Annotated in this window: 20 protein-coding genes; 9 read left to right on the top strand and 11 right to left on the bottom strand. The window is 53.5% G+C overall.

Annotated features, from left to right (window positions below):
• Positions 1-47 precede the first annotated feature (47 nt).
• The gene (locus tag RB297_RS18165) at positions 48-857 is read left to right on the top strand and encodes an alpha/beta hydrolase (RefSeq protein WP_375121068.1); all 810 of its coding nucleotides are present in this window, start codon (positions 48-50) and stop codon (positions 855-857) included.
• Between the two features lie 96 nt (positions 858-953).
• On the opposite strand, the gene RB297_RS18160 is transcribed toward RB297_RS18165, so the two are convergent.
• The 3 genes from RB297_RS18160 to RB297_RS18150 are packed head-to-tail and all read right to left on the bottom strand — an operon-like array spanning position 954 to position 4,214.
• Positions 954-2,057, bottom strand: coding sequence for an ABC transporter permease (locus RB297_RS18160; RefSeq protein WP_228468769.1), 1,104 nt, complete (start codon positions 2,055-2,057; stop codon positions 954-956).
• Entirely contained in the window at positions 2,023-3,045 is a 1,023-nt protein-coding gene (locus RB297_RS18155) for an ABC transporter ATP-binding protein (protein WP_096772997.1), read from the bottom strand. Before RB297_RS18155 ends, RB297_RS18160 begins: the two co-directional genes overlap by 35 nt.
• 5 nt (positions 3,046-3,050) lie before the next feature.
• Positions 3,051-4,214, bottom strand: a complete 1,164-nt coding sequence (locus RB297_RS18150) for an NEW3 domain-containing protein (protein ID WP_375121067.1) — start codon at positions 4,212-4,214, stop codon at positions 3,051-3,053.
• A 221-nt stretch (positions 4,215-4,435) separates the two neighbouring features.
• On the opposite strand from RB297_RS18150, the gene RB297_RS18145 reads away from it, so the two are divergent.
• The 3 genes from RB297_RS18145 (at position 4,436) to RB297_RS18135 (ending at position 7,034) form a co-directional block, all read left to right on the top strand.
• The gene (locus RB297_RS18145; protein WP_015734135.1) at positions 4,436-5,035 is read left to right on the top strand and encodes a sigma-70 family RNA polymerase sigma factor; all 600 of its coding nucleotides are present in this window, start codon (positions 4,436-4,438) and stop codon (positions 5,033-5,035) included.
• Positions 5,016-5,912, top strand: a complete 897-nt coding sequence (locus RB297_RS18140) for an anti-sigma factor (RefSeq protein ID WP_375121066.1) — start codon at positions 5,016-5,018, stop codon at positions 5,910-5,912. The genes RB297_RS18145 and RB297_RS18140 overlap by 20 nt, the downstream gene beginning before the upstream one ends.
• Before the next feature lie 90 nt (positions 5,913-6,002).
• The gene (locus RB297_RS18135) at positions 6,003-7,034 is read left to right on the top strand and encodes a dienelactone hydrolase family protein (RefSeq protein ID WP_096773000.1); all 1,032 of its coding nucleotides are present in this window, start codon (positions 6,003-6,005) and stop codon (positions 7,032-7,034) included.
• 180 nt (positions 7,035-7,214) lie between these two features.
• Here RB297_RS18135 and RB297_RS18130 read toward each other — a convergent pair whose 3' ends face one another.
• The 5 genes from RB297_RS18130 to RB297_RS18110 all read right to left on the bottom strand — a co-directional run bounded on the left by RB297_RS18130 (position 7,215) and on the right by RB297_RS18110 (position 15,117).
• Positions 7,215-10,466 carry a carbohydrate-binding protein gene (locus RB297_RS18130; protein WP_375121065.1) on the bottom strand — a complete coding sequence of 1,084 codons (3,252 nt, stop codon included), beginning with the start codon at positions 10,464-10,466 and terminating at the stop codon, positions 7,215-7,217.
• A gap of 80 nt (positions 10,467-10,546) precedes the next feature.
• Positions 10,547-11,896: an ABC transporter substrate-binding protein gene (locus tag RB297_RS18125; protein ID WP_375121064.1), complete on the bottom strand. Its 1,350-nt coding sequence runs from the start codon at positions 11,894-11,896 to the stop codon at positions 10,547-10,549.
• Positions 11,897-11,994: 98 nt separating this feature from the next.
• Positions 11,995-12,894 carry a carbohydrate ABC transporter permease gene (locus RB297_RS18120; RefSeq protein WP_192569260.1) on the bottom strand — a complete coding sequence of 300 codons (900 nt, stop codon included), beginning with the start codon at positions 12,892-12,894 and terminating at the stop codon, positions 11,995-11,997.
• A gap of 14 nt (positions 12,895-12,908) precedes the next feature.
• The gene (locus tag RB297_RS18115) at positions 12,909-13,799 is read right to left on the bottom strand and encodes a carbohydrate ABC transporter permease (RefSeq protein ID WP_096773004.1); all 891 of its coding nucleotides are present in this window, start codon (positions 13,797-13,799) and stop codon (positions 12,909-12,911) included.
• Complete coding sequence (locus RB297_RS18110) at positions 13,786-15,117, bottom strand: glycoside hydrolase family 125 protein (RefSeq protein WP_375121063.1); 1,332 nt, start codon at positions 15,115-15,117, stop codon at positions 13,786-13,788. The genes RB297_RS18115 and RB297_RS18110 overlap by 14 nt, the downstream gene beginning before the upstream one ends.
• A 526-nt stretch (positions 15,118-15,643) precedes the next feature.
• On the opposite strand from RB297_RS18110, the gene sigK reads away from it, so the two are divergent.
• Positions 15,644-16,345, top strand: a complete 702-nt coding sequence (gene sigK, locus RB297_RS18105; protein WP_006208952.1) for an RNA polymerase sporulation sigma factor SigK — start codon at positions 15,644-15,646, stop codon at positions 16,343-16,345.
• A gap of 179 nt (positions 16,346-16,524) precedes the next feature.
• On the opposite strand, the gene RB297_RS18100 is transcribed toward sigK, so the two are convergent.
• From RB297_RS18100 to RB297_RS18090, 3 genes are all read right to left on the bottom strand, one after another.
• Entirely contained in the window at positions 16,525-16,794 is a 270-nt protein-coding gene (locus tag RB297_RS18100) for a hypothetical protein (protein WP_375121062.1), read from the bottom strand.
• Between the two features lie 205 nt (positions 16,795-16,999).
• On the bottom strand, positions 17,000-17,278 hold the full coding sequence (locus RB297_RS18095; RefSeq protein ID WP_096773007.1) for a hypothetical protein: 279 nt from the start codon (positions 17,276-17,278) through the stop codon (positions 17,000-17,002).
• 103 nt (positions 17,279-17,381) lie between these two features.
• Positions 17,382-18,218 (bottom strand): sugar phosphate isomerase/epimerase family protein, encoded by an 837-nt coding sequence (locus tag RB297_RS18090; RefSeq protein ID WP_375121061.1) that lies wholly within the window; start codon positions 18,216-18,218, stop codon positions 17,382-17,384.
• Positions 18,219-18,520: 302 nt separating this feature from the next.
• Between RB297_RS18090 and RB297_RS18085 the strand changes: the two genes are divergently transcribed.
• The 4 genes from RB297_RS18085 (at position 18,521) to RB297_RS18070 (ending at position 21,983) form a co-directional block, all read left to right on the top strand.
• Complete coding sequence (locus RB297_RS18085; protein ID WP_277748348.1) at positions 18,521-19,486, top strand: acetylxylan esterase; 966 nt, start codon at positions 18,521-18,523, stop codon at positions 19,484-19,486.
• 281 nt (positions 19,487-19,767) lie between these two features.
• The gene (locus tag RB297_RS18080) at positions 19,768-20,142 is read left to right on the top strand and encodes a Na-translocating system protein MpsC family protein (protein WP_009592183.1); all 375 of its coding nucleotides are present in this window, start codon (positions 19,768-19,770) and stop codon (positions 20,140-20,142) included.
• Positions 20,143-20,291: 149 nt separating this feature from the next.
• The gene (locus RB297_RS18075; RefSeq protein WP_009592193.1) at positions 20,292-21,071 is read left to right on the top strand and encodes an ABC transporter ATP-binding protein; all 780 of its coding nucleotides are present in this window, start codon (positions 20,292-20,294) and stop codon (positions 21,069-21,071) included.
• Positions 21,072-21,101: 30 nt separating this feature from the next.
• A complete protein-coding gene (locus RB297_RS18070; RefSeq protein WP_375121060.1) occupies positions 21,102-21,983 on the top strand; it encodes an ABC transporter permease in 882 nt (293 codons plus the stop codon).
• Positions 21,984-21,991 lie beyond the last annotated feature (8 nt).

The following is a 21,991-nucleotide window of genomic DNA, read 5'->3' as shown; positions in this document are numbered from 1 at the left end:
GATTCGAAGGACAACGACAATTATGAAGTCGGAAAGGAATGGATAGAATGAAGCTTTGGGAACAGGATACACCAGGATATGCGTCGGTGGAAGAGTCGTTCACGCCTTATATGACACCTTATCTTCTACAAAAAGAAACACCACACGGAGCCGTGATCGTTCTGCCGGGCGGCGGATATGGACGGCGGGCAGATCATGAGGGCGATCCGGTTGCCCTGTGGCTGAATTCGATCGGCTTATCGGCATTCGTCGTTCATTATCGGGTTGCCCCGTACCGGCATCCTTATCCGCTGTATGATGCCCAGCGGGCGATTCGGCTCGTAAGGCATCATGCCAAGGAATGGAACATCGATCCGGAACGCATCGGAATTCTCGGATTCTCTGCCGGCGGACATCTCGCGGCCAGTGCAAGCACCTATTTCGATGAAGGAAATCCGGAGGCCGAAGATCGCGTTGAGAGGCAGGGCTCCCGTCCGAACGCATCCATTCTCTGTTACCCGGTCATTTCATTTAAGGACTACTACCATGAGGGCTCCATGATCAATTTGTTGGGGGAGAATCCGGCGGAAGACTTAAGGAATGCGATGTCCCTCGAATGGGCGGTAAAACCGGGTACCCCGCCTTCCTTTCTGTGGCATACCGCGGATGACGGCGCGGTCCCGGTCGAGAACAGCCTGATGTATGCCGGATCGCTGAGCAAGCAGCAAATTCCGTTCGAACTGCATGTTTTCCCGGAAGGCCGGCATGGCCTTGGCCTTGCGGAAGAAGATGCCAGTGTTTCGCAATGGACGCGCCTGTGCGAGGGTTGGCTGCAGAAGATTGGGTTCCTGTCGCAAGCCGTCGTGCAAGGAAGGTAGAACAAATCATATAACTTGAGAACGCTTGAACGCTCGATAAAAAAACAAGCTCATCTGAAGAATCCTTCAGATGAGCTTGTTCGTATAGCCTGAAGATCAGGACCGGCCTCGAATCTCCTGGCGGAGGAACAGGACGTAGGAGATGGCAAAGCAGATCAGCGTGGCTGCGGCCAGCCCGATAATTTGCGGCCAGACGAGCAGCAGGCTTTGGCCGAACGGCAGCGGACTGGCAATGGCTCCATACACCTGCTCCTGCGTGAGCGGACCGAGATTGCGGATGGATGGCATCAACAGGGTGGTCGTCGCTTCATTGAACAGGGTATACGGCGACAGCCGGCCTAGCCACAGCATCAGATTCTGATAGGTCATGACATCTTGGACCGTCGCCGAGGCAGTACTGGGAGCCAGTCCCCGCGACAGCAGCTGCAGGATCATGTCAAAGAAGAAGCTGAAGAACAGCCAGACGGCGATGCTCGACAAGGCGGAGGTGGCCGGCTGTCGGAACCTTACGGAGAACGTAATGGACAGATTCAGCCAGAAGCCGACGTAACAGATCGTCACGACCAGAAAACTGATGATCCGTAAAAATTCCTCAAAGGTAGGCGGAATGCCGATAATCAGGGTGCCCAGTGCCATGGTCAACAGCCCGAGCGTGATAAACATGATGCTGATGACGATCAGGGAAGCCGCGAATTTCGCATTGAGCAGATCGTCGCGATGAATCGGCTGGGCCATGATTCGGCTGAGCGTGCCTTTGTTCCGTTCACTGTTGATGGCATCAAAACCCATGCCGATTCCGAGCAACGGACCCAGGAAACCGACAAACCCGATGAAGGTCGGAAGGGTGCCGTCCGAGATGGTGAACAGCTTCAGAATGACAAAATCATGGACCCCGTTCTCCGATCCGAGGGCTTCCCGTATGCTGTTCATGGCGGTATACAGCGAGGCTACGCAGGTTAAGGCAATGATGCCTAGCAGCAGGATGAAGCGCCAGCTGCGGATATGGTCCGCTATTTCTTTGCGGACAAGCACGCCGAATGCCGAGGGCATGGAGGGTTGGGCGGATTTTTCGGCTGCCGTTTCTCCGGGGGCCCGGGCGGGCTTGGCAGATCCCTTTTTCCTGCTTTCGAATAAGGCTTGCAGCCGGCGGCCCATGCCGGTCAGCTTAGCCGGTATGCTTGGCGTCGTTCGTTCTGCCATGCTCCTCACCTCCTGCAAAATAACGGTGGTAGATTTCGTCCAGGCCGTGCTGCTGGCGATTCAGCGAGAACAGCCGAACGCCTGCATTTACGACCGTTCGGGCAATCTCCGGGCTGCAATCCCTATCGGCCCGAATCAGAACCTGAATTGGCAGGTCTCTGGTCAGCGTGTCGTTTGATTCAGCCGGACCGCTCTCGGCAGGCGGAACTTCGATCTGGTGAACCCCTGGGATGCTGCCGATGGCATCCCGCAATTCGGGCACAAGCTCATCCAGCTCCGCCGTGATCATAATGGGATCATCCGCAAACAGAGTTCGGGACAGACTCCCGACATCGCCTTCGGCGAGGAGCCGTCCCCGAACGAACAAGCCGACGCGGTCGCAAATCTGCTGAACCTGGTGGAGCTGATGGGACGATAACAGCACGGTCAATCCTTGCTCGCGGCTGAGCTTCCGTATCAACCGCAGCAGCTCTTCCATACCTGTCGGATCGATGCCCAGGGTCGGTTCGTCAAGAATGATGATTTCGGGGGATTTCATTAAGACGTCGGCAAGTCCGAGCCGCTGCCGCATCCCGCGGGAATAAGCCCCCGTCTTCTTGTGGGCAGCATGCGTGAGACCTACCTGCTCCAGCAGCTCCAATGCCCTTTCGCGGGCTTGGTTATCCGGAATTCGATTCAACCGCGCGGTTAGCATCAGGTTTTCCATGCCGGTACGGTCTTCGTAAAAGCCGACGTCATCCGGAAGGTACCCAACCCGCCGCTTCACCGGAATCGGCTCTCTTGTCGGATTGATGCCAAGCACGCTTATCGATCCCGAATCCGGTTCGCTCAGCCCCAGCAGCATCAGGATCGTGGTGGATTTGCCCGCACCGTTCGGACCGAGCAGGCCGAAGATCTCGCCCCGCCTGATTTGAAGGGATAAACGGTCCACCGCTCTCGTGTCGTGGTAACTCTTCGTCAGTTCCTGAATGTCAATGACCGTATCCATCAGGGTCATCTCCTTCCGTATTTGCGAATGAGGACATAGATGCCTCCCAGAATGGCTAATATGACAAGCACGCCGATCCAGCCCCATAGCATGGAACCTTTGACGGCTACTCGGAATTGGGCGTCGGAGCTTGCTTCGGCCGCAGCGGCTTTCAGGCTCGTGACATAATCGCCGGCGATGGCTTTGTCGCTTGAAGTCAGCTTGGCTTCTACCGTTGTGGATTTGCCTGCAGGCAGATTCTCGATCGTTTTCGGATTAAAGCTGACCTCCCAATCCACCGGCGTATCGGCGCTGAGATTAATGTCCGAGAGTGGTGCGGTGCCCGTATTCTTCACCAGCAGCTCTATGGTTTTGCTTCCGCCCGCATTGACATTCGTGCTGAGCAAGCCGCTTGGCGTTGTAAGCTCCAGCCCGTAAGACCCTGTAATGACGGCCTCCAGCGCAAGCTCGGAGGACGTCGATGAATTGGAGGCGCGGATCGGAATGGAGAAGGAGCCTTCCGTCACCTCCGCAGGCGGCTTGACATCGACGGTAATGGATTGGCTTGCGCCTGCTTCGATTTCGACGGAGGATACCTGCTTGCCGCCTGACGTGAACGTAACGTCCCAACCCGCCTGGGCATCGGCGCTCAGGGCATAGTTTTGCTTATTGGCCGTTCGGTTTTGCAGATTCACCGTGAAGGTGAACGTGGAATCGGCGTGGCCCTCCAGATTGGCCTGATCGGTTGTGAGCTCGGTTTGATAGGTTCCTTTTTCCGTGATATCCACGGTTAACTGCAGACTGGCCATCGAGCCCGCGGTTAATTGAAACCGGTAGGAGCCTTTATCTACCTTAAGCGGCACGGTTACCTCCAGGGTCACCGATTCGGATTCGCCGGGCTTCACCGATACCTCCTTCAGCTGCCAGCCTCCACCGTTTAGCTTGGTGCTCCAGCCGCTCGGGAGGCTGTTGATTTGCAGCGGAACCGTAATGACGCTATTCGTATTGTTTTTGACCTCTAACGGGTAATTGATGACTTCTCCAGGCGGAACGGAAATCGACGTATATGGCGTGTATAACGTGATTTCTCCGGCCGCTAACGCGGTGTTCCCCCCGCCGTACAAGCAAGCACCCAGGATGAACAAGAGCATCAGGCTCAGCTGCTTGGCTCGTTGTTTACATGATTTCATGACACTACCCCTCCTAAATTTTTTTGTCACAAAGAGTACGTTGGAACGACCGGGATTGGATTTATCGGAAAGATTAAAATTACCTAAAAAATTCATTAAAGGAACCTGAAAAGCGTCCCGGTTTATTCAAAAGCCAAGGACGGTTTGCTAAAATATTGAATCGAAAATGGCCGTATGCAGGCGAGCCATCCTTAATTATTGGAGAGGAGAACAGGTTGGGGATGAACGATCATTCCGCGTTATGGTTGGAGGAGATTGCCGAGGGCTCCGCCGCAGCATTCAGACGCTTCTATGATGCCTATGCCCGTCTAGTGTACCGGTTGGCTTTACAGATGACGAAGGACCCGGCCGAGGCGGAGGATGTATGCCAGGATATCTTCATGGAGGTGCTGCATAAGGCGGATCAGTACGATCCCGCCCGCGGAAGCGTCGAGGCTTGGCTGGCGGTGAGAACAAGGTGCAGGGCGATGGATCGCCTGCGCAAGCGGCAGCGCATCGCTGCGGCCGAATGGAACGGGGAGGCGCTGCCGGAGACGGTATGGAGCGAAGAGCAGGAGTCGGTTGAGCTGGCCGCCTTGCGACGGGTGGAGCTGGAGCAGGTAAAGGAGGCGCTGCAAGGCATTCCGCCCCTTCAGCGGATGGCGGTTTACGGAAGCTACGTCGAGCAGCGGTCCCACCGGGAAATGGCGGAATTGTTAAACCGGCCGGTCGGCACCGTCAAATCCTTAATCCGGTACGGCATCCTCAATGTCAGGCGGCGGCTGGATGCGATGAACGGGAAGGAAGGGGGAAGCGCACAGCATGAAACTTTCAAAGCATAACCTTGAACACCTTGTCCAAGGTGACATCGGCTGCACGGCCTATCCCGAGGAGAAGCTTGTCGATTACGTCATGAAGCGTTTGCCGTACGCGGAGAGCAGGAATCTGGAGCTCCATCTCAAGGAATGCGAGGCGTGCTCCGGCACGGCGGCGGAATGGGCCGGCCTTATGGGAGCAGAAAATCTCTCAATGCCATTCCATGAATCCGATGTCTTCGGGCAGGAGCTGTTTCGAAGCCGTGAGATGGACGGCGAACAGCTCGGATCGACTCAGCCGGCAGGTACGGAGCCGGCCATACGGGGGGCCGTGCAGGATCAAGCTCCGAATGATGGACCCATGCCTCCCGATCGGCTGCGCCACAGGCTCATGCGAGCGGCTTATATCCGGTCCTTCCGAAGCAAGGTCCGAATCAGGAAGCATGCTGCCTTGCAGGCGATATCCGGAGCGCTGCTCATCCTGTTGATAGCCGGTTTATTCACCTTGAAAGGGAACGACGTCCAGACCCAGGCGGCCTTCGAACATACCGTGAGCCAGCGGATTGCCGATATGCAGAGCGACGATACCGAGCGGTACGTCATACAGCCCGTAGAGCCGTTTTACGGCAGCGGATCGGTATGGCTCAAACGCGGCTCTGGAGAAATGCTGATCGTTGTGAACGGCCTGCATTCCTTGCAGGAAAAAGACTATCAGGTATGGCTGCAGGATGAGGAGCGGCTGTCGAGCGCCGGCTTTATGCTGGTTCAGGGTCCGCAGGGAAAGAGTTATTATTACGGGTTCGGCGCGGAGAACGCGAAGCGGATCGTGGTCAGCATGGAACCCAAAGGGGGGAGCCGGAGTCCGACCGGGCCCGAAGCCGTCCTGGTGAATATGGGGCCTTGATGGCCTGAGGTTTAGGTGCAGGGATATGCGATGATCCAAGGGAGCACCTGGTCTACAATAGTGACTTTATCGAAGGGGGTGAGTTTTCGGATGTGGCGTGCAGATGCTTTTCTGGAATCCATGTATAACGAGGCTGAGAAAAAAACGAAAGACAGTCAGGCTGCCATGAGCGCCGAAGAGCGCAATCGGTATTTGAAGCAAGCGCTTCGGCGATTGATCGGCGAGTTCGAAACCAACGAAAATCACAAGCCTGTCCTGCTCGAACAGGTATCATGCGACGGTTATATTCGCGAAAGGATAGAATTATCAGCCGTACCGGGCGTATCCTTTGCCGCGTATATCCTAATCCCGGAAGATCAGCGGAAGCCGATGCCCGCAGCCGTCGCCGTTCATGGCCATGGCTATGGAAGCCGGGAGATCGTAGGGCTGAGGCAGGACGGATCCAACGACTCGGATCCGCCAGGCATTCATCGGCATTTCGCGGTTCAGTTGGTGCGGCGGGGCATGGTGGTGATCGCTCCGGATGTGGCCGGTTTCGGAGAGCGTCGCCTAGCCGCCGATCTTGCACGGAACCCGGAAGCCGCGAACTCCTGCCACCGGCTGGCCGCCCAGCTGCTGATGCATGGCAAGACGCTCGCCGGTCTCCGCGTAGCCGAGACGCTAAGGGCAGTGGACTATCTGGCCGAGCGCCCCGAAGTCCAGCCTGGCGGAATCGGCATCATGGGTTTTTCGGGAGGCGGCCTGATCTCGTTCCTGTGCGCGGCGCTGGATGAACGGATCCGGGCTGCGGTGCTTGCCGGTTATCCCAACACCTTCAAGGACAGCATTATGGCGATGCAGCACTGTATATGCAATTACATTCCGGGTATCCTGAACCATGCCGAGCTGCCGGAATGGATAGGGCTGATCGCTCCGAGATCCTTGTATCTGGAGTCGGGAGCCGATGATCGGATATTTCCGGCTGCGGGTTTTAACTCGGCGGTTGAACAGCTCAGGGAAACCTATCGGCGTGCCGGCGCGGAGGATAGGCTTCAAGCCGACCTGTTTCCTGGAGCGCACGAAATTAGTGGCCGTCATTCGTACGATTGGTTGTTCGAACGGTTAAGCAGCCCGGAGAATTGAAGATTTTCCCTGCTGGCCGCTGATCAGCACTGAAATAGAGCCCGATCTCGCATTGATTAAGGTCTGAACTTGGAAGAGTGGCGCACGCACAGGAGATAAAAGCCGAAAAAGATGACTCCCGAGTGACCGGGAGTCATCTTTTTTACATGTCATCCAGGGGGGGGCTAAAGCGCCTCCGGTTTACTCCAAGTCATCCTGCCAATCATGGATCAGAAAGTTGGCATCCGTATTCAATACTGCTTTGGCTTGATCGTTGATATTGCGTCCCATAGCCTCTTTATTCAGGTGCTTGGTGAAATTCTGCATATGTTTCACGGCCTGATCGCGTCTTCCCTTATCCAGATGATGCTGGACCTGGTTAAGGGCATTGCTCAGCTGGGGAATGAGTGCACCGCGTACATCGCCTGAATCCGTGAATCGCTCGACTAATTGTTTCATGGAATTCACGCTGGTGATGACCCGGAACCGGAGGTTTTTCCGAAGCTTGTTTCCTGAGCGGTCCTCGGTCGTAATCGTGGCGGTTTTATCGCCCAAGTTGCCGGCCAAATCAATGTCGATAGGATCCATGGTCATCGGATCGAGGGTGTAAGCCTTTCCGTCGATGGTGATTTCGGCAAAACGAATGGAAGAGTCCAGGATATTAAAACGGAGGGGCGTAAAATCCTCCATGGAATCGCCGTTTTGCAAGCTCTTGCCATTCACAGTCAGAGAGAAGGCAGGCGAGTCGGTTACCTCGAGGGTGATCCCCTGCGAAACATTGCCGGATAGATCCTTGGACCGGATGAAAAGCGAATAATCCTTGCCCGCTTCGATTCCTTGTATCACCGCTGTTTGAATTCCGCGATTGACCTCGATGACGTCTCCGACCTGCTGCCCATCGCTCCGCAGCGTAATTTGCACTTTTTGAGCATCGATATCGTAAGGACCGTCCCAATACAGCGTCATACTGCCCTCTCCGCGCTTCACCTGCACGTTCTCTACTTCGCCCGGAGCAACGTCGTCTTCTTCGGGTATGGTAGGAGGGGCAGGCTCCGTGAATACGGCCGGATCGCCAAAGGTGAATTTATCGAAGTTGTATAACCAGTCTCCGCCTTTAAAAGACATGAATACAATGTGTTTTCCCGTTACGGGAGTCGTTACGTCCGCTGAGAAAACCTTGAAATTTTGCCAGCCCCCGGTTCCAGAGACGGTTCCGGTAGCAATAACAGGCCCGTTAAGGCTATCCAATCGGACTTCAATTGTCCCGCCGCTAGTGTCGCTGGCCGCATTGACATGGAACTGGGTTGGGCTTTCGCTGCCGAAATCGATGTAATTGTACATGGCATAAGGATTATTCGGTCCGAACATGCCGGCCAGGTAGGTTTCCCCGCCCCCGGTTTCATTGCCGAAGCCTACTCCGTTCGTATAGTTTTCGGCCTCCAGCTTGCCGTAAGCATCCCTGGCTTTTCCTTTCATGGTGGTAAAGGTGAACCACTCCAGATTAAGGGGATAATCGCTGCCGTTCGCTCCCTTGAAAACCAGGTAAACATCGTGCACCCCTACGGCCAGGGTGTCATCGATATTCGCCATAATATCGACCCAACGATCCCAGCTTCCAAGCGCCGGAATTGGGATTACGCCTGCGGTAGGTCCATCCAGGCCGTCCAACCTGACTTCGATCGTGCCGCCCTGATTGCCGCTCGCCACATGGACGGTCACGCCTGCCGCGCCCGATCCAAAGTCGATTCCTTCATAAGCCGCATAAGCATTGTGATGAATACCGTCTAAGTACCCAAGCTCGGCATGTTTGCTGAGACCTTCGCTGCTGTCGTAATTTCCCGCTTTAAGCTTGGCATAGGCATCGGTTTCGGTGGGATCGGTCGTCGTGAATTTAATCCAGTTCAAATTGAACAAATAATCGTCATTCGTTTTGGTGAAGACAAGGTACACATCATGGACGCCGGTAATGGAGCTTGGCGATCCCTGGTCGTCCTTAAGGAGGGTGACGGCATCGATATAATTATTCCAGCCGCCCGTTCCCTCAACGTTCAAGGTCCCGACCTTAGGGCCGTCTTTGGAGTCGAGCCGGATTTCGATATGGCCTCCGCCCGTTCCGCTGGACGCCCTTGCGATGAAGCCGATCGCCCCTTCTGATCCGAAATCCACATTTTTATATGCGGCATAAGAGCCGTGCTGAATTCCGCCCAGTTGGAGCGAACCTTCAAACGCACCCTCGAGCACGAATCCGGAACCGATATTATAGCGTTCCGCCTCGATTTTATCGAAGGGATTCTTAACGCCATAATGAAGGTCGGCTTCCATCGGCTTGATGACGTTCAGAGCTTGAACGGCAGCAGCCGAGGACCAGGACTCATAGGTTCCGGACAGCAGCTGTCCTGCCCAGTTTCCATCCACGATCTGATTCGGATTGCGGTGGCTCCAGGCCATTTCGGTATTGAAGGCAAGCCATTCGTCGAATTCGGCGCTGAACTCCGGGTGCTGCCCGGTCTCATCCAATGTTTTTTGCAGGTGGGCCAAATTGCGCATCAGGATCGTTTTGCCGCCCTTCAGATCCCCGTTGGGACCTTCATAGTTCAACACGCCGTTTGCATCCACCAGACGGCTCTTGGTAAACTTCGCGGCTTTGACCGCGTCGTCGAGGTAAACCGCATTCCCGGTCGCTTTATACAATCCGACGGCCGCTCCGATGTATGTACCCTGGTTGTAGTGAGTGGCGTCCGGAACCGCGCCGCGTTCGAGCTCGATCCGGTCGAATACTTTTCCGTTTCCGTCCGTCAGCATCGTTTTGCCCCATCTGAATATTTGGGTTGCCGCGTTTAGATAATGCTCATCCTTCGTAATATCGTAAAGATACAATGCCGCTTGTGCGGCCGGGAAATTGATGCACGCGTTCTTGGTGTTATGGTCGCTGTTCAGCCACCAAATGCCGCCGCTCGCGAATTCTTCGTCCCACTGCGTGTCGTACACGAAATCGAAATGATGCCTCGCCGCCTCCAAGTATCTTGGGTTCCCGGTGATTTGATAGGCTCTGGCGCTGCCCATCGCCCACCACATGATGTCGTCATTGAACGGATTATTCGTCCAATCTTCGCCGTACTTGGCTACGGTACCGTCATAAACATCGTCGATCTGTGTTCTGAGCTCAGCCTTGAAAGCAGGATCGGAGGTGTGCTGATACGCATCCATGACCAATTCCCACAGCTCGGCCTCTACCCAGAAGTCCTGATGCTTGTCGCGTTTGGTGTCCTTCCAGAACATCTTGGCGTTCGGGTCCCAGAATGTTTCGTTATAAGCTTTCATCGCCGCATCCCCATCCGATGCGGTATAGGCATAGGCTTTGGAAGAGCCGATCCCCGGCATGGATCCAAGCAAGAATGCGAGGGTCAAAGGCACCGTCAAAAACCTGAACCATTTGCCTGATCTTCGTGACATGAATATTCCTCCTTCATTTTCAATTGGAAGCCGATCCGGGCAGATTCGCGATCGGCTTCATGAGCGCTTGATGCTTCCGGTTATTTGCCGGTAGTGATCACGTTATTGAGTTTTTCAGCCATCACATCCAGTTCGGTGATCGGGGCTTTGCCCATCAGTATGTTTTTCCATGATGCTTCGATGAACGGGTACGCTTTGCCCGCCCACGTCGACAGGAAACGAACCGGCTGCGTATTCGGGGATTTCAGAATATGATCGAGGCCTTCGCCTACTTCGGGATGGCCCGCCGCTTTCAGCGCATCGTAATAAGCTGCGGAAGAAGCCTGGTAGGCTGCAGGAGCGACCGGGGTCGATGGGAGGACCTCTTCATACATTTTGGAATCCAGGTACTTGAGCACTTTCCATACCGCCTCGGGATTTTTGAGCGTTGCCGGGCTGGACCAGCCTACGGCGTCGTAAATCTCGGTCTGGCTGTTCACCACCGGCATCGGCGCGTAGCCCCATTCCAATTCCTTGGGAGCCGTGCGGATCAGATCGTCCGCTACCCACTGTCCTTGCAGGGTCATCGGAACTTTGCCTTGTTTGAACGAGCTCATGGCATTCGTTAAATCAAAGGTAGGGGGATTCATGTAGCCGTTTGCAATCGCGGACTTGTACTTTTCGACGCCTTCCCGGAATTGGTCGCTGATTTCCACCTTCGTCGGGTTGATGATGGCGTCGGCGAAGGGAGCACCGCCCGCGGAAACCGAATAGAGTGAGACGTGGAAGGGATCAAGGGGGGCATAATAACCGAATTGCTGCACGCCGCCTTGATTGCTCGAAAGCTTCTCCATCGCCGCAAAGAATTCGTCATAGGTCCAGCCGATTTTCGGTTCCGGAAGGCCTGCCTCCTGGAAGGACTTTTTATTGTAAAAAATGCCGTACGTGTTCAAGAGACCCGGTAAGCCAACGAGCTTGCCATCATAGTACCAGCTGTCCACCACGCCTTCGTAAAAGCCCTCCATGAACGCTTTGTCCTGGGTGGCAAGCTCCGTCCAGTCGTAGAGTAGTCCCTTGCCGGCATTATCGAGCAGCATGTCGTTGCCGGTCATGAAGATGTCCGGCGCTTTCTTGGCCGTGATCATCCCGTTGATCTTGACGCCGTAATTATCCAATGGTGTAGGGATGAGTTTTACTTTGATGTCGGGGTTTTCCTCTTCGAATTTTTTCATGGATGCCATGATTTTTTCGTTCATGGCCGCCGACTCCCAAGTAATCATCGTGACTTCGACGGGTTTGCCGGATCCCGCGTTATCTTGTCCGGACGGCGCGTTCCCGGAGTCCGCCGAACCGGAGCCTCCGCCGCCGTTCCCGCCGCAAGCGGCCAGCAGACTTGAGAAGAACAATAAAGCGATGATAGCGCTGGCCCACCCTTTTGCACCCTGTCTCATTGAAAGACCTCCCCAAAGGTAAATTTAATGAACTGAACATCACCTTGTTTTCGCTTCAGCCAACCCGGTCTGCATCACCTCCCATCCGTGAGGACGACTTACTTCAAGCCTGCGGAATTCATGGAGCCGAGCCCCTGCATAAAAAATTTCTGGCCAAAGAAAAAGAGCAGCAGCATCGGCAGGATATAAATCAGATCCGCGGCCATGAACAAATTCCAGGCTGTCGCATAGGTGCCCGTATAGGTAGCCATTGCCAGAGACAGCGTCCATTTGCTCGGGTCGATAATATAGAGCAGGGGTTCCAAATATTGATTCCATGCGCCTTGGAACGCAAAGATCACCATGGTCATGATCACCGGCATCGACATGGGCACCAATACCTTAAGCAGCACATACAGGTCCGAAGCCCCGTCGATTTTGGCCGCCTCGTCAAACGAAACGGATATCGTTCTTAAATACTGGACGAACAGGAACGAGAACGTGGCGTTTCCAAAAAAAGCGGGCACGATGATGGGCAGCCACGAATCGTACCATCCGATGCTGGTGTACAGATTAAACATGGGAATCATGCCTACGAATCCGGGAAGCATGAGGCTTCCTATAAATAGCGAGAACCACAGCTTCCGCCCCGGGAACTTCAGCCGTGCGAGCCCGTACCCGACCAGCACCGAGCTGATAATCTGCCCGATCGTGCAGGTGATGGCAATGAACAGGGAGTTTCCGAATGTTTGCCAAAAGTTGATTTCCTTCGTTCCGGTCACGAAATTGGACCAATGAAATTCCCGCGGAAACCATTCGGGCGGAATTTTGAACACGTCATTGTTGCTCTTCAGCGCAATGGTGACCATCCAGAAGAGAGGGAACAGCATCGCTATGGCGCCGATGGCCAAGACCATAAATCGAAAGGCGTCAATCCAATTGAACCTTGCTCTCCGCTTCACGCGAATGTCCGCTGGATTCAGATTTCCTCTTAGTTCCGGCCGTACTTCCGCTTGCATCGCTTCTTACCCCCTTATTTGTCGCTTTCGTAATAAACGAACCGGTTGGAGTACCGGTATGAAATAACGGTAAAAATCATGATGATAACGAACAGAACCCATACCTCCGCGATGGCATATCCAAACATTCTTCCGTTGAAGGCATCGGTATAGATCTTGTAATTCAGCAGGGAAGTGGAAAAATTCGGCCCGCCTCCGGTCAGCACCTGAACCTGGTTAAACGCCTGGAATGCGCCGATGATGCCGAGTATAAGCTGCAGAAACAGGATGGGCGTGATCATCGGAAGCGTAATGTTGATCGACATTCGCCATCTGGAGGCGCCGTCGACTTCGGCGGCTTCATACATGTCCTGCGGAACCGACTGCAGCCCGCTCAGAAAGATGATGACGCTGGAACCGACCTGCCATAAACCGATCAACACGATGGATGGAAGCGCTGTCGTTTCGCTCGTCAGCCATGTGCCCGGCGGCAGCCCGAACTCCCTGAGCAGCGAATTCGCCAGCCCGTATTGCGGCTCATATATGAACTGCCACAACGTGAGCGTAGCGATGGAGGGAACGACCACCGGAAGATAAAAGATGGTACGGAACCATTTGATGCCGGTCAGGTTTTTGTTCAGCATCATCGCCAACAACAAACCTAGGATCAGCGATAACGGAACACTCAGGATCACGAAATAAAACGTCGCGCGGATCGATGGCCAGAAAGCCGGATCCTCCGTGAACAGGTATCTAAAGTTCTCGAAGCCGATAAAACGGGGGGTGTCGTACCCGCTCCATTCCGTCAAGGCATAATACATGGACGAAAGCAGGGGATATCCGACAAAAACACTAAAGCCGATAATGGACGGCAAAATGAACAGATAGCCGATGACCCAGCCGCGTAGCTTTCTATTGGTTCCCATGATGATCCCGATGACCTCCTAGGCGTTCATTCGCTTTGACCCGAATGCCGTTATAGTCCATGATCAGCTCGCAGAACATCATATTTGCCCAAGAAAACCATGGGCGGGTATAACGGGCAGGGTCGTCGACCAGAAATCCCTCATGCATCATGCCGGTGCCAGCATCGGTATCCGCCATTAACCGAAGCAGCCGAAGCTTCTCCTCTTGATCGGTGGTCGTCAAGCCCTGAATGGCCAGCCCGATCGGCCATATATAACGAGTCGGCGTATGGGGGCTCCCGATGCCGGAGGCGGCAGTGCCTTGGTAATAATACGGATTGGCCTGGCTCAGCACGAACCGGCGGGTATTTTGATAGACCGGGTCATCGGCGCTTGCATAACCCAAATAGGGGATGGACAGCAGGCTGGGGACGTTGGCGTCATCCATAAGCAGGTGGTTTCCCATTCCGTCCGTCTCATAAGCGTAAATTCTGCCGTATTCGGGATGGTCGAGTACGCCGTACATTTCGATGCCATGCCGGATTTCATCCGCCAGTTTCGCCGCTTCCGCCGCCATCTGGGGATCGCGAAGGACGTCTCGGCAAATTTCCGCCAGATAACCGAGCACGACGACGGCGAACATATTCGACGGAATCAGGTATCCATAGGCGCAGGCGTCGTCGCTCGGACGGAAGCCGGACCAGGTCATTCCCGTATAAGCCACTTCCGTGCCTTTGCCGCCGCGGGGCAGCGTGTCGCTTGGAGGACAATCAAAGCGTTCGAAATAATACGGCGATTTCGATTCATGATGCTGTTCGGTTCGCCAAAGGGCCAGAATCGCCTTGGCAGCTGAATGGAATGTGTGATCGAGGTGAGAGGTTCTGCCGGTTTCTTTCCACAACAGGTAAGCAAGTTGGAGGGGGTAACACAATGAATCGACCTCATATTTGCGCTCCCAAAGCCAGGGGTTCATGGCGGTGCGATCGTTCTGATGGCCTTGACCGGAAGGCGAATCGTTAAACGCGTTGGCGTAAGGATCCAGCAGGATGAATGCCGACTGCCTCCGTACGAGCCCTTCGATCAGATCGGCCAGTCTGGGGTCTTGGCCTGCCGGAACGAGGAACGGCCGGATTTGCGCCGCCGAATCCCTCAGCCACATGGCCGGAATATCGCCGGTAATGACAAAGGTGGTGCCGTCTGGCTGTCTTCGGATGGTCGATCCCAGCGTGTTGTCCAGCATGCTCCTGAACATATGCCCAAGTTTCGGATCATCCGGGGTGCCTTCGGATATCGTGCGGTGCAAATCGTGCAAAACAGCAAAATAGTCCAACGTAAACATGTTAGCTCTTCTCCCTTCCATAGTTCCGGGTGTCGATCGTTGCTGTCATGCCCATATATAAAACGCTTACATTCAATATAATTACATACCAATTTAATGTCAATATATTATATTTAATAAATTTTATGCTGTTATATTATTTTGTTGTTCTGCGCGAGTTAATGGTGGTTATTTGGATCGTTTACTTTGGTTTGAAGTGATATCTCTTTGTTTTCAAGATGTGGATTCTGCTGATTATTTAACTTATATCATGTTATATTGATATGGGGCGTACCTCTGGATTTTCGATGTTTCGGATCGTTTATGTTTGGCAGCAGGATCCATTAGATCCGCAGAAACTCCATTGGCCCAAGAGAGCGAATGGCGTTTGGAATTTACGGGAAAGCGATAGCGCATTTAACGATTTTGCGCATCAGTTTCCCCCGTACAGGCACTTCTGGGCCGCTGCCTACATACAATGAGAAGACCGAGAAACCGAGCGCGATAAGGGCCGGTTGCATTGTAACTTCGCAGGAGGTGTCCTAAAGTGCCTGGATTGTTTACCGCAATTGCTTTGTTCATTAAAGAGTTGACCCTGCTCGTTTCGTATGTGAAAAACAACGCGTTTCCCCAGCCTCTGACCGAGGAGGAGGAAGCTAAACATCTGCAGCGAATGGCCGAAGGCGATCCTCAGTCGCGGAATAAACTGATTGAGCATAATCTTCGGCTGGTCGCGCACATCGTCAAAAAGTTCGATAACACCGGCGAGGATCTGGAAGATCTCATATCCATCGGCACCATCGGTCTGATCAAAGCCATTGAAAGCTTTCGGCCCAACAAGGGGACGAAGCTGGCGACGTTTGCTGCCCGTTGTATAGAAAACGAAATATTGATGCACTTGCGTTCGCTTAAGAAAACGCGCAAGGACGTATCCCTGCATGATCCGATCGGAACGGACAAAGAGGGGAATGAGATTACTCTTATCGATATCCTCGGGACGGAAGCGGATGACATTGTGGATGCAGTGCAGCTGAAAATCGAAAAGAGCAAAATTTATCGAAATCTGGACATATTGGACGACCGGGAGAAGGAAGTTGTCATAGGACGGTTTGGATTGGAAGCCGGGGGAGAAGAACGGACGCAGCGGGAAATCGCCAAGGAACTGGGAATTTCGCGCAGCTACGTGTCGCGCATTGAGAAGCGGGCGCTGATGAAGCTGTATCATGAGTTTTATAAGCAGAAACGATAAGAAGCGGCTGTTCTCACATCAAAAGGATCGAAGAGGATTGTCAATATAAAGAAAGATAAAGCCACTTCCATATGATGGAAGTGGCTTTATCTTAGTTGTTTCGGGTTAGAAAAAACGATGCTCGGCAAGAGGTTTCGGAAACTAGGCGTGCTCAGTCAAAACCATCATGATGCACGGTGTTATGCAGGGTTCGGCGCGCTCGGCTCGAAGAGTGAGCGCAGATCCAGGCGCGCATGACGCCCGGATTTGAGCTGCTGCCATTGCAGCACGCGGCGGATCGCCATCGGGGCGATGATGCTGCCGATCATGCCGAGCAGATCGGATTGAAGCGCTCTTTGAGCGATGATGTAACCGCAAGAACCGCCGATAAATTCGATGGACATGTAGCGCTTGACGTTGGATAACGAAACGACATAAATCACGAATTCCTTCTCTTCCTTAATGGGCATGGTATACTCCCCCGCTCCCTCATGTCTTTTAACACTGCAGCCAACGGTGTTTCTTCCTCTGGGATCGTGTGTTAGATGCGCGTTTTTTACATGCCATTTTATGTATTTTTATAGGCCGTTATGCATTCGGTGTCGGGTGAATACAAGCCCTGTTACGACAAAAACCAACCGTCTTGTCCAAATAACGACGGTTGGTTATAAACTCCTACTCAGGTTTCTCTTGTCCCGGATCTGCTTGCATGCTCTCGTCTTCGCCGGGATACTCCCGCTCGATGCCCATATGCAGCCGGCGATCCTCATAATCGAACCGATTCGGAGGCCGCTGATCCTTGCGCCAAGGCGTGCTCTTGCCGAGGGAATCGCTGCGAAGATCGGAACCGTAGGGTCCCTCGGGAAATTCCTCTGCCACCAGATCGTTCCGTTGGGACTCAACGGTAGACAAATCCGTGGACTCCGCTCGTTTTTCCTTCTCAAATCCGTTCATGCTAAAGACCTCCCGAAAAGGTACTTAACGTACCCTTTCAGTGTGCCCTGTATTAGAGGAATCATTCCGATATGTGCGCGGCACCGACTGTGCAAACTAAATATTACAGACCTGCAGCGCCGAATACGTTGTTGAAGGCTTGGCGCGATTTGGCAGCCAGCTCCTCTGGAGTACCCGCCGGTGTGGAAGGCGTCAATATTTCTTGCGTTACCGGGCCCTTATAGCCGATATCGTTCAGCGCCTGAAGGAAGCCTGGCAAATCAATCACGCCCTCACCCGGGTAAAGGCGGTCATTATCGAGCACGTCCCGAATTGGAATGTCCTTGGCATCGTTGATGTGGACATGAACAATCTGGTCTGCGCGCAGCTGCCGGATATCGTCGGTTGTCATCTCGTTGGTGTACCAGTGATAGGCATCATACAGCAGCCCGACATTCGGCTCCCCGATGGCATCGATCCAGTCCAACGTCTCTTGTACCGTCCATATGAACGGGTTCTTCCATTGGGTGCGCAGATGGTGCGGACCGACGAACTCCAGGCCCAATCGGATTCCGTATGCTCCCAGAATGCTGGCGCAGGCCCGCAGCCTGGAAGTGGCCAGCGCCATGAAATGGGCTGCAGGCGCGTCCGTGGAAGGAAGAATGTATGTACAGCAGCGGGTGCTGCCAAGCGCCTTGGCGGCGGCCGCGGCGGCCGGCAGCTTCTCGAGTCCGCTTAGGAACTGCTCGTTCGACCCTCTCCATTCCACCGGGAGACCGATCGCCCCGATTTCCAGTTGGCGGGATTGCAGCATTTCGGCAGCCGCTTCCGCGCCAAGCCGGTCCACAAGACCTTTGGCATCGATATCGACGCTTTGGAATTCATATTTGGCCGCAAGCTCGATAAACTGTAAATCGCTTTCAAGTTTTCCGAGCCCTGCGCTTGTTAAACCTTGCAGCATATTCATCGTCTCCATTCGCTATATGATGTCGTATTGCTAGAGGCGGGTGCTTGTTTATATCAACCCGTTTGGCATTTCATAGTTTCTATTATGATATGTTCAACTCTATAAATCTATGATCGCTTTTTAATTTTTTGAAGAAAGATAACGATGGTGGCTGCGGCCGATTCGTTATTTTGAGAGGATTTTGTAATAAACCGGCATGAATTCCAATCGTTTCGAAGGGGATAAAGGACGTTATGCCGAAATAACCATGTCATATGAACTTTCACTTAACACGCGAAAAGGAGATTTAACACAGAATGAATACCATTGAGCAGCGTAAGAAAGAGCTTGGCAACTTGCGTCCGGAACCAACGATCGACGAGCAGGTTTTGAATGTTTTTTGGGAGGGAGTGCTGAAGTCGCATGGGGACAGACCGCTTCGCATGGTTAGTAGACCGGAAGCTACGCCTTATCCCCATATGGAGGTATCTCGGGTAACCTATCATGGATATGATGATACTCCTATCAATGCTTGGCATATAGCGCCGGCTAATCATTCATCGAAAGCAGAGGCCAGGCCGTGTATCGTAACCTTCCCGGGTTATACCGGAGACCGCGGATTTCCTGAACGGTATGCTCATTGGCTGATGTTGGGGTATACGGTGTTTGCCGTCGACGTCAGGGGTCAGGGCGGGGAGACGGGGAATTTGCTGCCGCTGGACAGCGGCGTGGTTAAAGGCTGGGTGTCGCAGGGGATTACGGATATCCATCGCTCCTATTACATGGCCATTGCCATGGATGCCGTGAGAGCCGTGGATGCGGCATCACGGCAGCCGGGAGTAGACCCTGCAAAAATCGCCGTGGTGGGCGGGAGCCAGGGTGGTGGCCTGTCGATGCTGGCAGGGGCGCTGAACCCCAAGGTTGCGGCCATCGTAGCCGACATTCCCAACATGTGCAGGATGGATTACGGCATTTTGTATTCGGTCAGCTCGTTGAACGAAATCGCCCAATACATAAAGCGGTACCCGGAGCAGCTGGATCAGATTTTGGCGCATCTCGCGCATTTTGACATGCTGAATCTCGCACCGCGAATCCAGGCGCCGATCATGGTGTCCGTCGGATGGAAGGATACGGTTTGCATGCCCGAGACCATCTATGCGGCTTACAACCGGATCGAGGCGGCAAAAGAAATCAGGGATTATCCGTTCTCCGGCCATGAAGTCAGTGAGTATCAGAAGCGGGAAGGCGTTTTGTTCCTGGAACGGGTATTTAATCAGAGATAGACAAATGAACGGAACGGGAAAATAGGGCTTTGTCCCGTTCTAAGGATGTGTAAAAAATGTGAAAAGAGATCACGCACGAACGGTATATCGCAAGTCAATGTGTTATATGTATGTAATATAAAATAACATAAAATTAAATGTTGTTAACTTTTTTGACGTTAATGTATTGACAATCCTCTGTGTTTGCCTATAATTAAACCCAAGGACACAACGAACTCGATAAACACCCTATACCTACCCCGGTCAATGTAATAATAATTTACACAAAGGGATGTTGAACCATGATGACAGCAGGCGAACTCAAACAGGATCTTTTGAGGGTTTACAACGCGATAAATAAGAAAATATTTAACGTGGGTGTAAAGCAGCAAAAAGTCGATTTCGTTGGCAACAAAATCATCATTGTATCGAGGAATAGTAGAGTCCCCGTCCTAAAACTGCTGGATGAGAATTACCCCCTCTCTACCCGGCAGTTGGACCACCTTTTATTCCAGGTGTTCAAGCAGGAGATTAAAACCAGCCTGGAAGAGAAGTTTCCGTTTAAAATCATCTCCATTCTTAAAGACTATGATGCAGAGACCGAGTTTTCCGGTACCATCGTATTCTTGGAGAAGGAGATAGAAACATATCTGAACGACATGCCGGAACTCGGGTAGAGAGCGGGCCGATCGTCAGTTTGGTACCAAGGTACACGTTGGTGTGCGGCTTGGGGCTGGACTGGCGATTTTTTGTTACATCCGCTTTTGAAAATAAATGTGTGTTGTTACTGAAAAAACATGAAAAACAAAGAAGAGGAGGAAGGGCCATGACTCACAAAATCGAAATTTCGGGCGTCAGCAAATGGTTTCGCAGAAACGGGGAAGAGATTCCGGCCATGCGGGAGACGAGTCTGGCGATCGAGGAGGGGCGTTTTGTCAGCATAATCGGTCCCAGCGGTTGCGGCAAATCCACCCTGTTCAACATTATCGCCGGCCTGATGCCTCCTTCCACGGGCAAAGTGATGGCCGACGGAAAGGATATCGTCGGTACGACCGGTTATGTGGGTTATATGCTGCAAAAGGACATGCTTCTGCCATGGCGCACCATTCTCGATAACATCATTCTGGGCATGGAGGTTCGGGGCGTTCCCTACAAGGAAGCCGTGGAGAGGGCGCTGCCCTTGATGGAAAAATACGGTCTGAAGGGCTTTGACAAGCATTATCCGAAGGAACTCTCGGGAGGGATGAAACAGCGTGCCGCGCTGCTGCGGACGCTGCTCTACGACAGGGACATCATTTTGCTGGACGAGCCGTTCGGTGCGCTTGATGCACAGACCCGGTTGACCATGCAGAACTGGCTGCTGCAGATCTGGGAGGACTTTGGCAAAACGGTGCTGTTTGTCACCCACGACATCGATGAAGCGATTTACCTGTCGGATGACATCTACGTTTTCTCGTCCAGGCCCGGGCGGATCAAGTCCAAAATCACCGTGACGATGGAGCGTCCGCGCAAAACGGAAGACATGACGTCGCCGGCATTCATGGAGCTGAAGCATCATCTCATGGACCTGCTGTCGGCTGGGCATGAGGAAGAGCAAATATCGTAAAGCGAGAAGAACGAAAGGAGAGGGAGCCTGATGGAAACTGCACGCAAAGAGGCTTTTATCGTACATGCCGTGACACCCGCGGAGTCTGCCGCGGGTTCGTCCAAGCGGCCGGAGGTCGTGCCGTACATATTGGATGAAGAGGGACTGGAGCGCCGCAGGAGCCGGCGGATCGTTTGGGGAAGGGTCGCTGTAGCCGTGCTTGTTTTTCTGGTATGGGAAGTGTTCACCCGAATCGGCCTGCTGGACTCCTATTATTGGAGCAGCCCCAGCGCGATCCTTCGCACAACCTGGACCCAGATCACCGAGGGGACCTTGTTAAGGGATATTACGTACACGTCCGGTTCAACCATACTCGGGTTTGTGTTCGGCACCTTCCTCGGTGCACTGCTCGGGCTATCATTCTGGTGGTCGAAATCGTATGCAGGGATCAGCGAGCCGTACCTAATCATACTGAATGCGATGCCCAAGCTCGCCTTAGCGCCCGTACTCGTCATTCTGCTTGGAATCGGATTCTTCTCGAAGGTGGCTCTGGCTTTCTCCATGACGGTTGTCGTGTCGGCCCTGTCGGCATACAGCGGCGTGAAGAGCGTGGACCCGGATATGGAAAAGCTGATGTACTCCCTGGGCGCCAAGCGGCATCAGGTCTTTACCAAGGTCGTTGTACCGTGGTCCATGCCCTGGATCATCAGCAGTTTACGGATCAATATTGCCCTTGCGCTGGCAGGTGCCATCGTGGGCGAGTTCATTGCCTCAAGCCAGGGCGTCGGCCGGATGATTATGTATGCAGGAACGATACTGGATATCAACCTCGTGTGGGTGGGCGTCGTCGTCCTGTCCCTGCTGTCCATGGTGATGTACTGGGGCGTGGTCGTACTGGAGAAGTGGTTATCCAAGGGCTTGACCAAGCAATAGCACTGGAC

This window comes from Paenibacillus sp. CR_12, assembly GCF_041953985.1.
GTDB lineage: Bacteria > Bacillota > Bacilli > Paenibacillales > Paenibacillaceae > Paenibacillus_AQ > Paenibacillus_AQ lautus_A.
The sequence above is the reverse complement of the archived record's forward strand: the minus strand, read 5'-3'. Positions and strand labels throughout refer to the sequence as shown.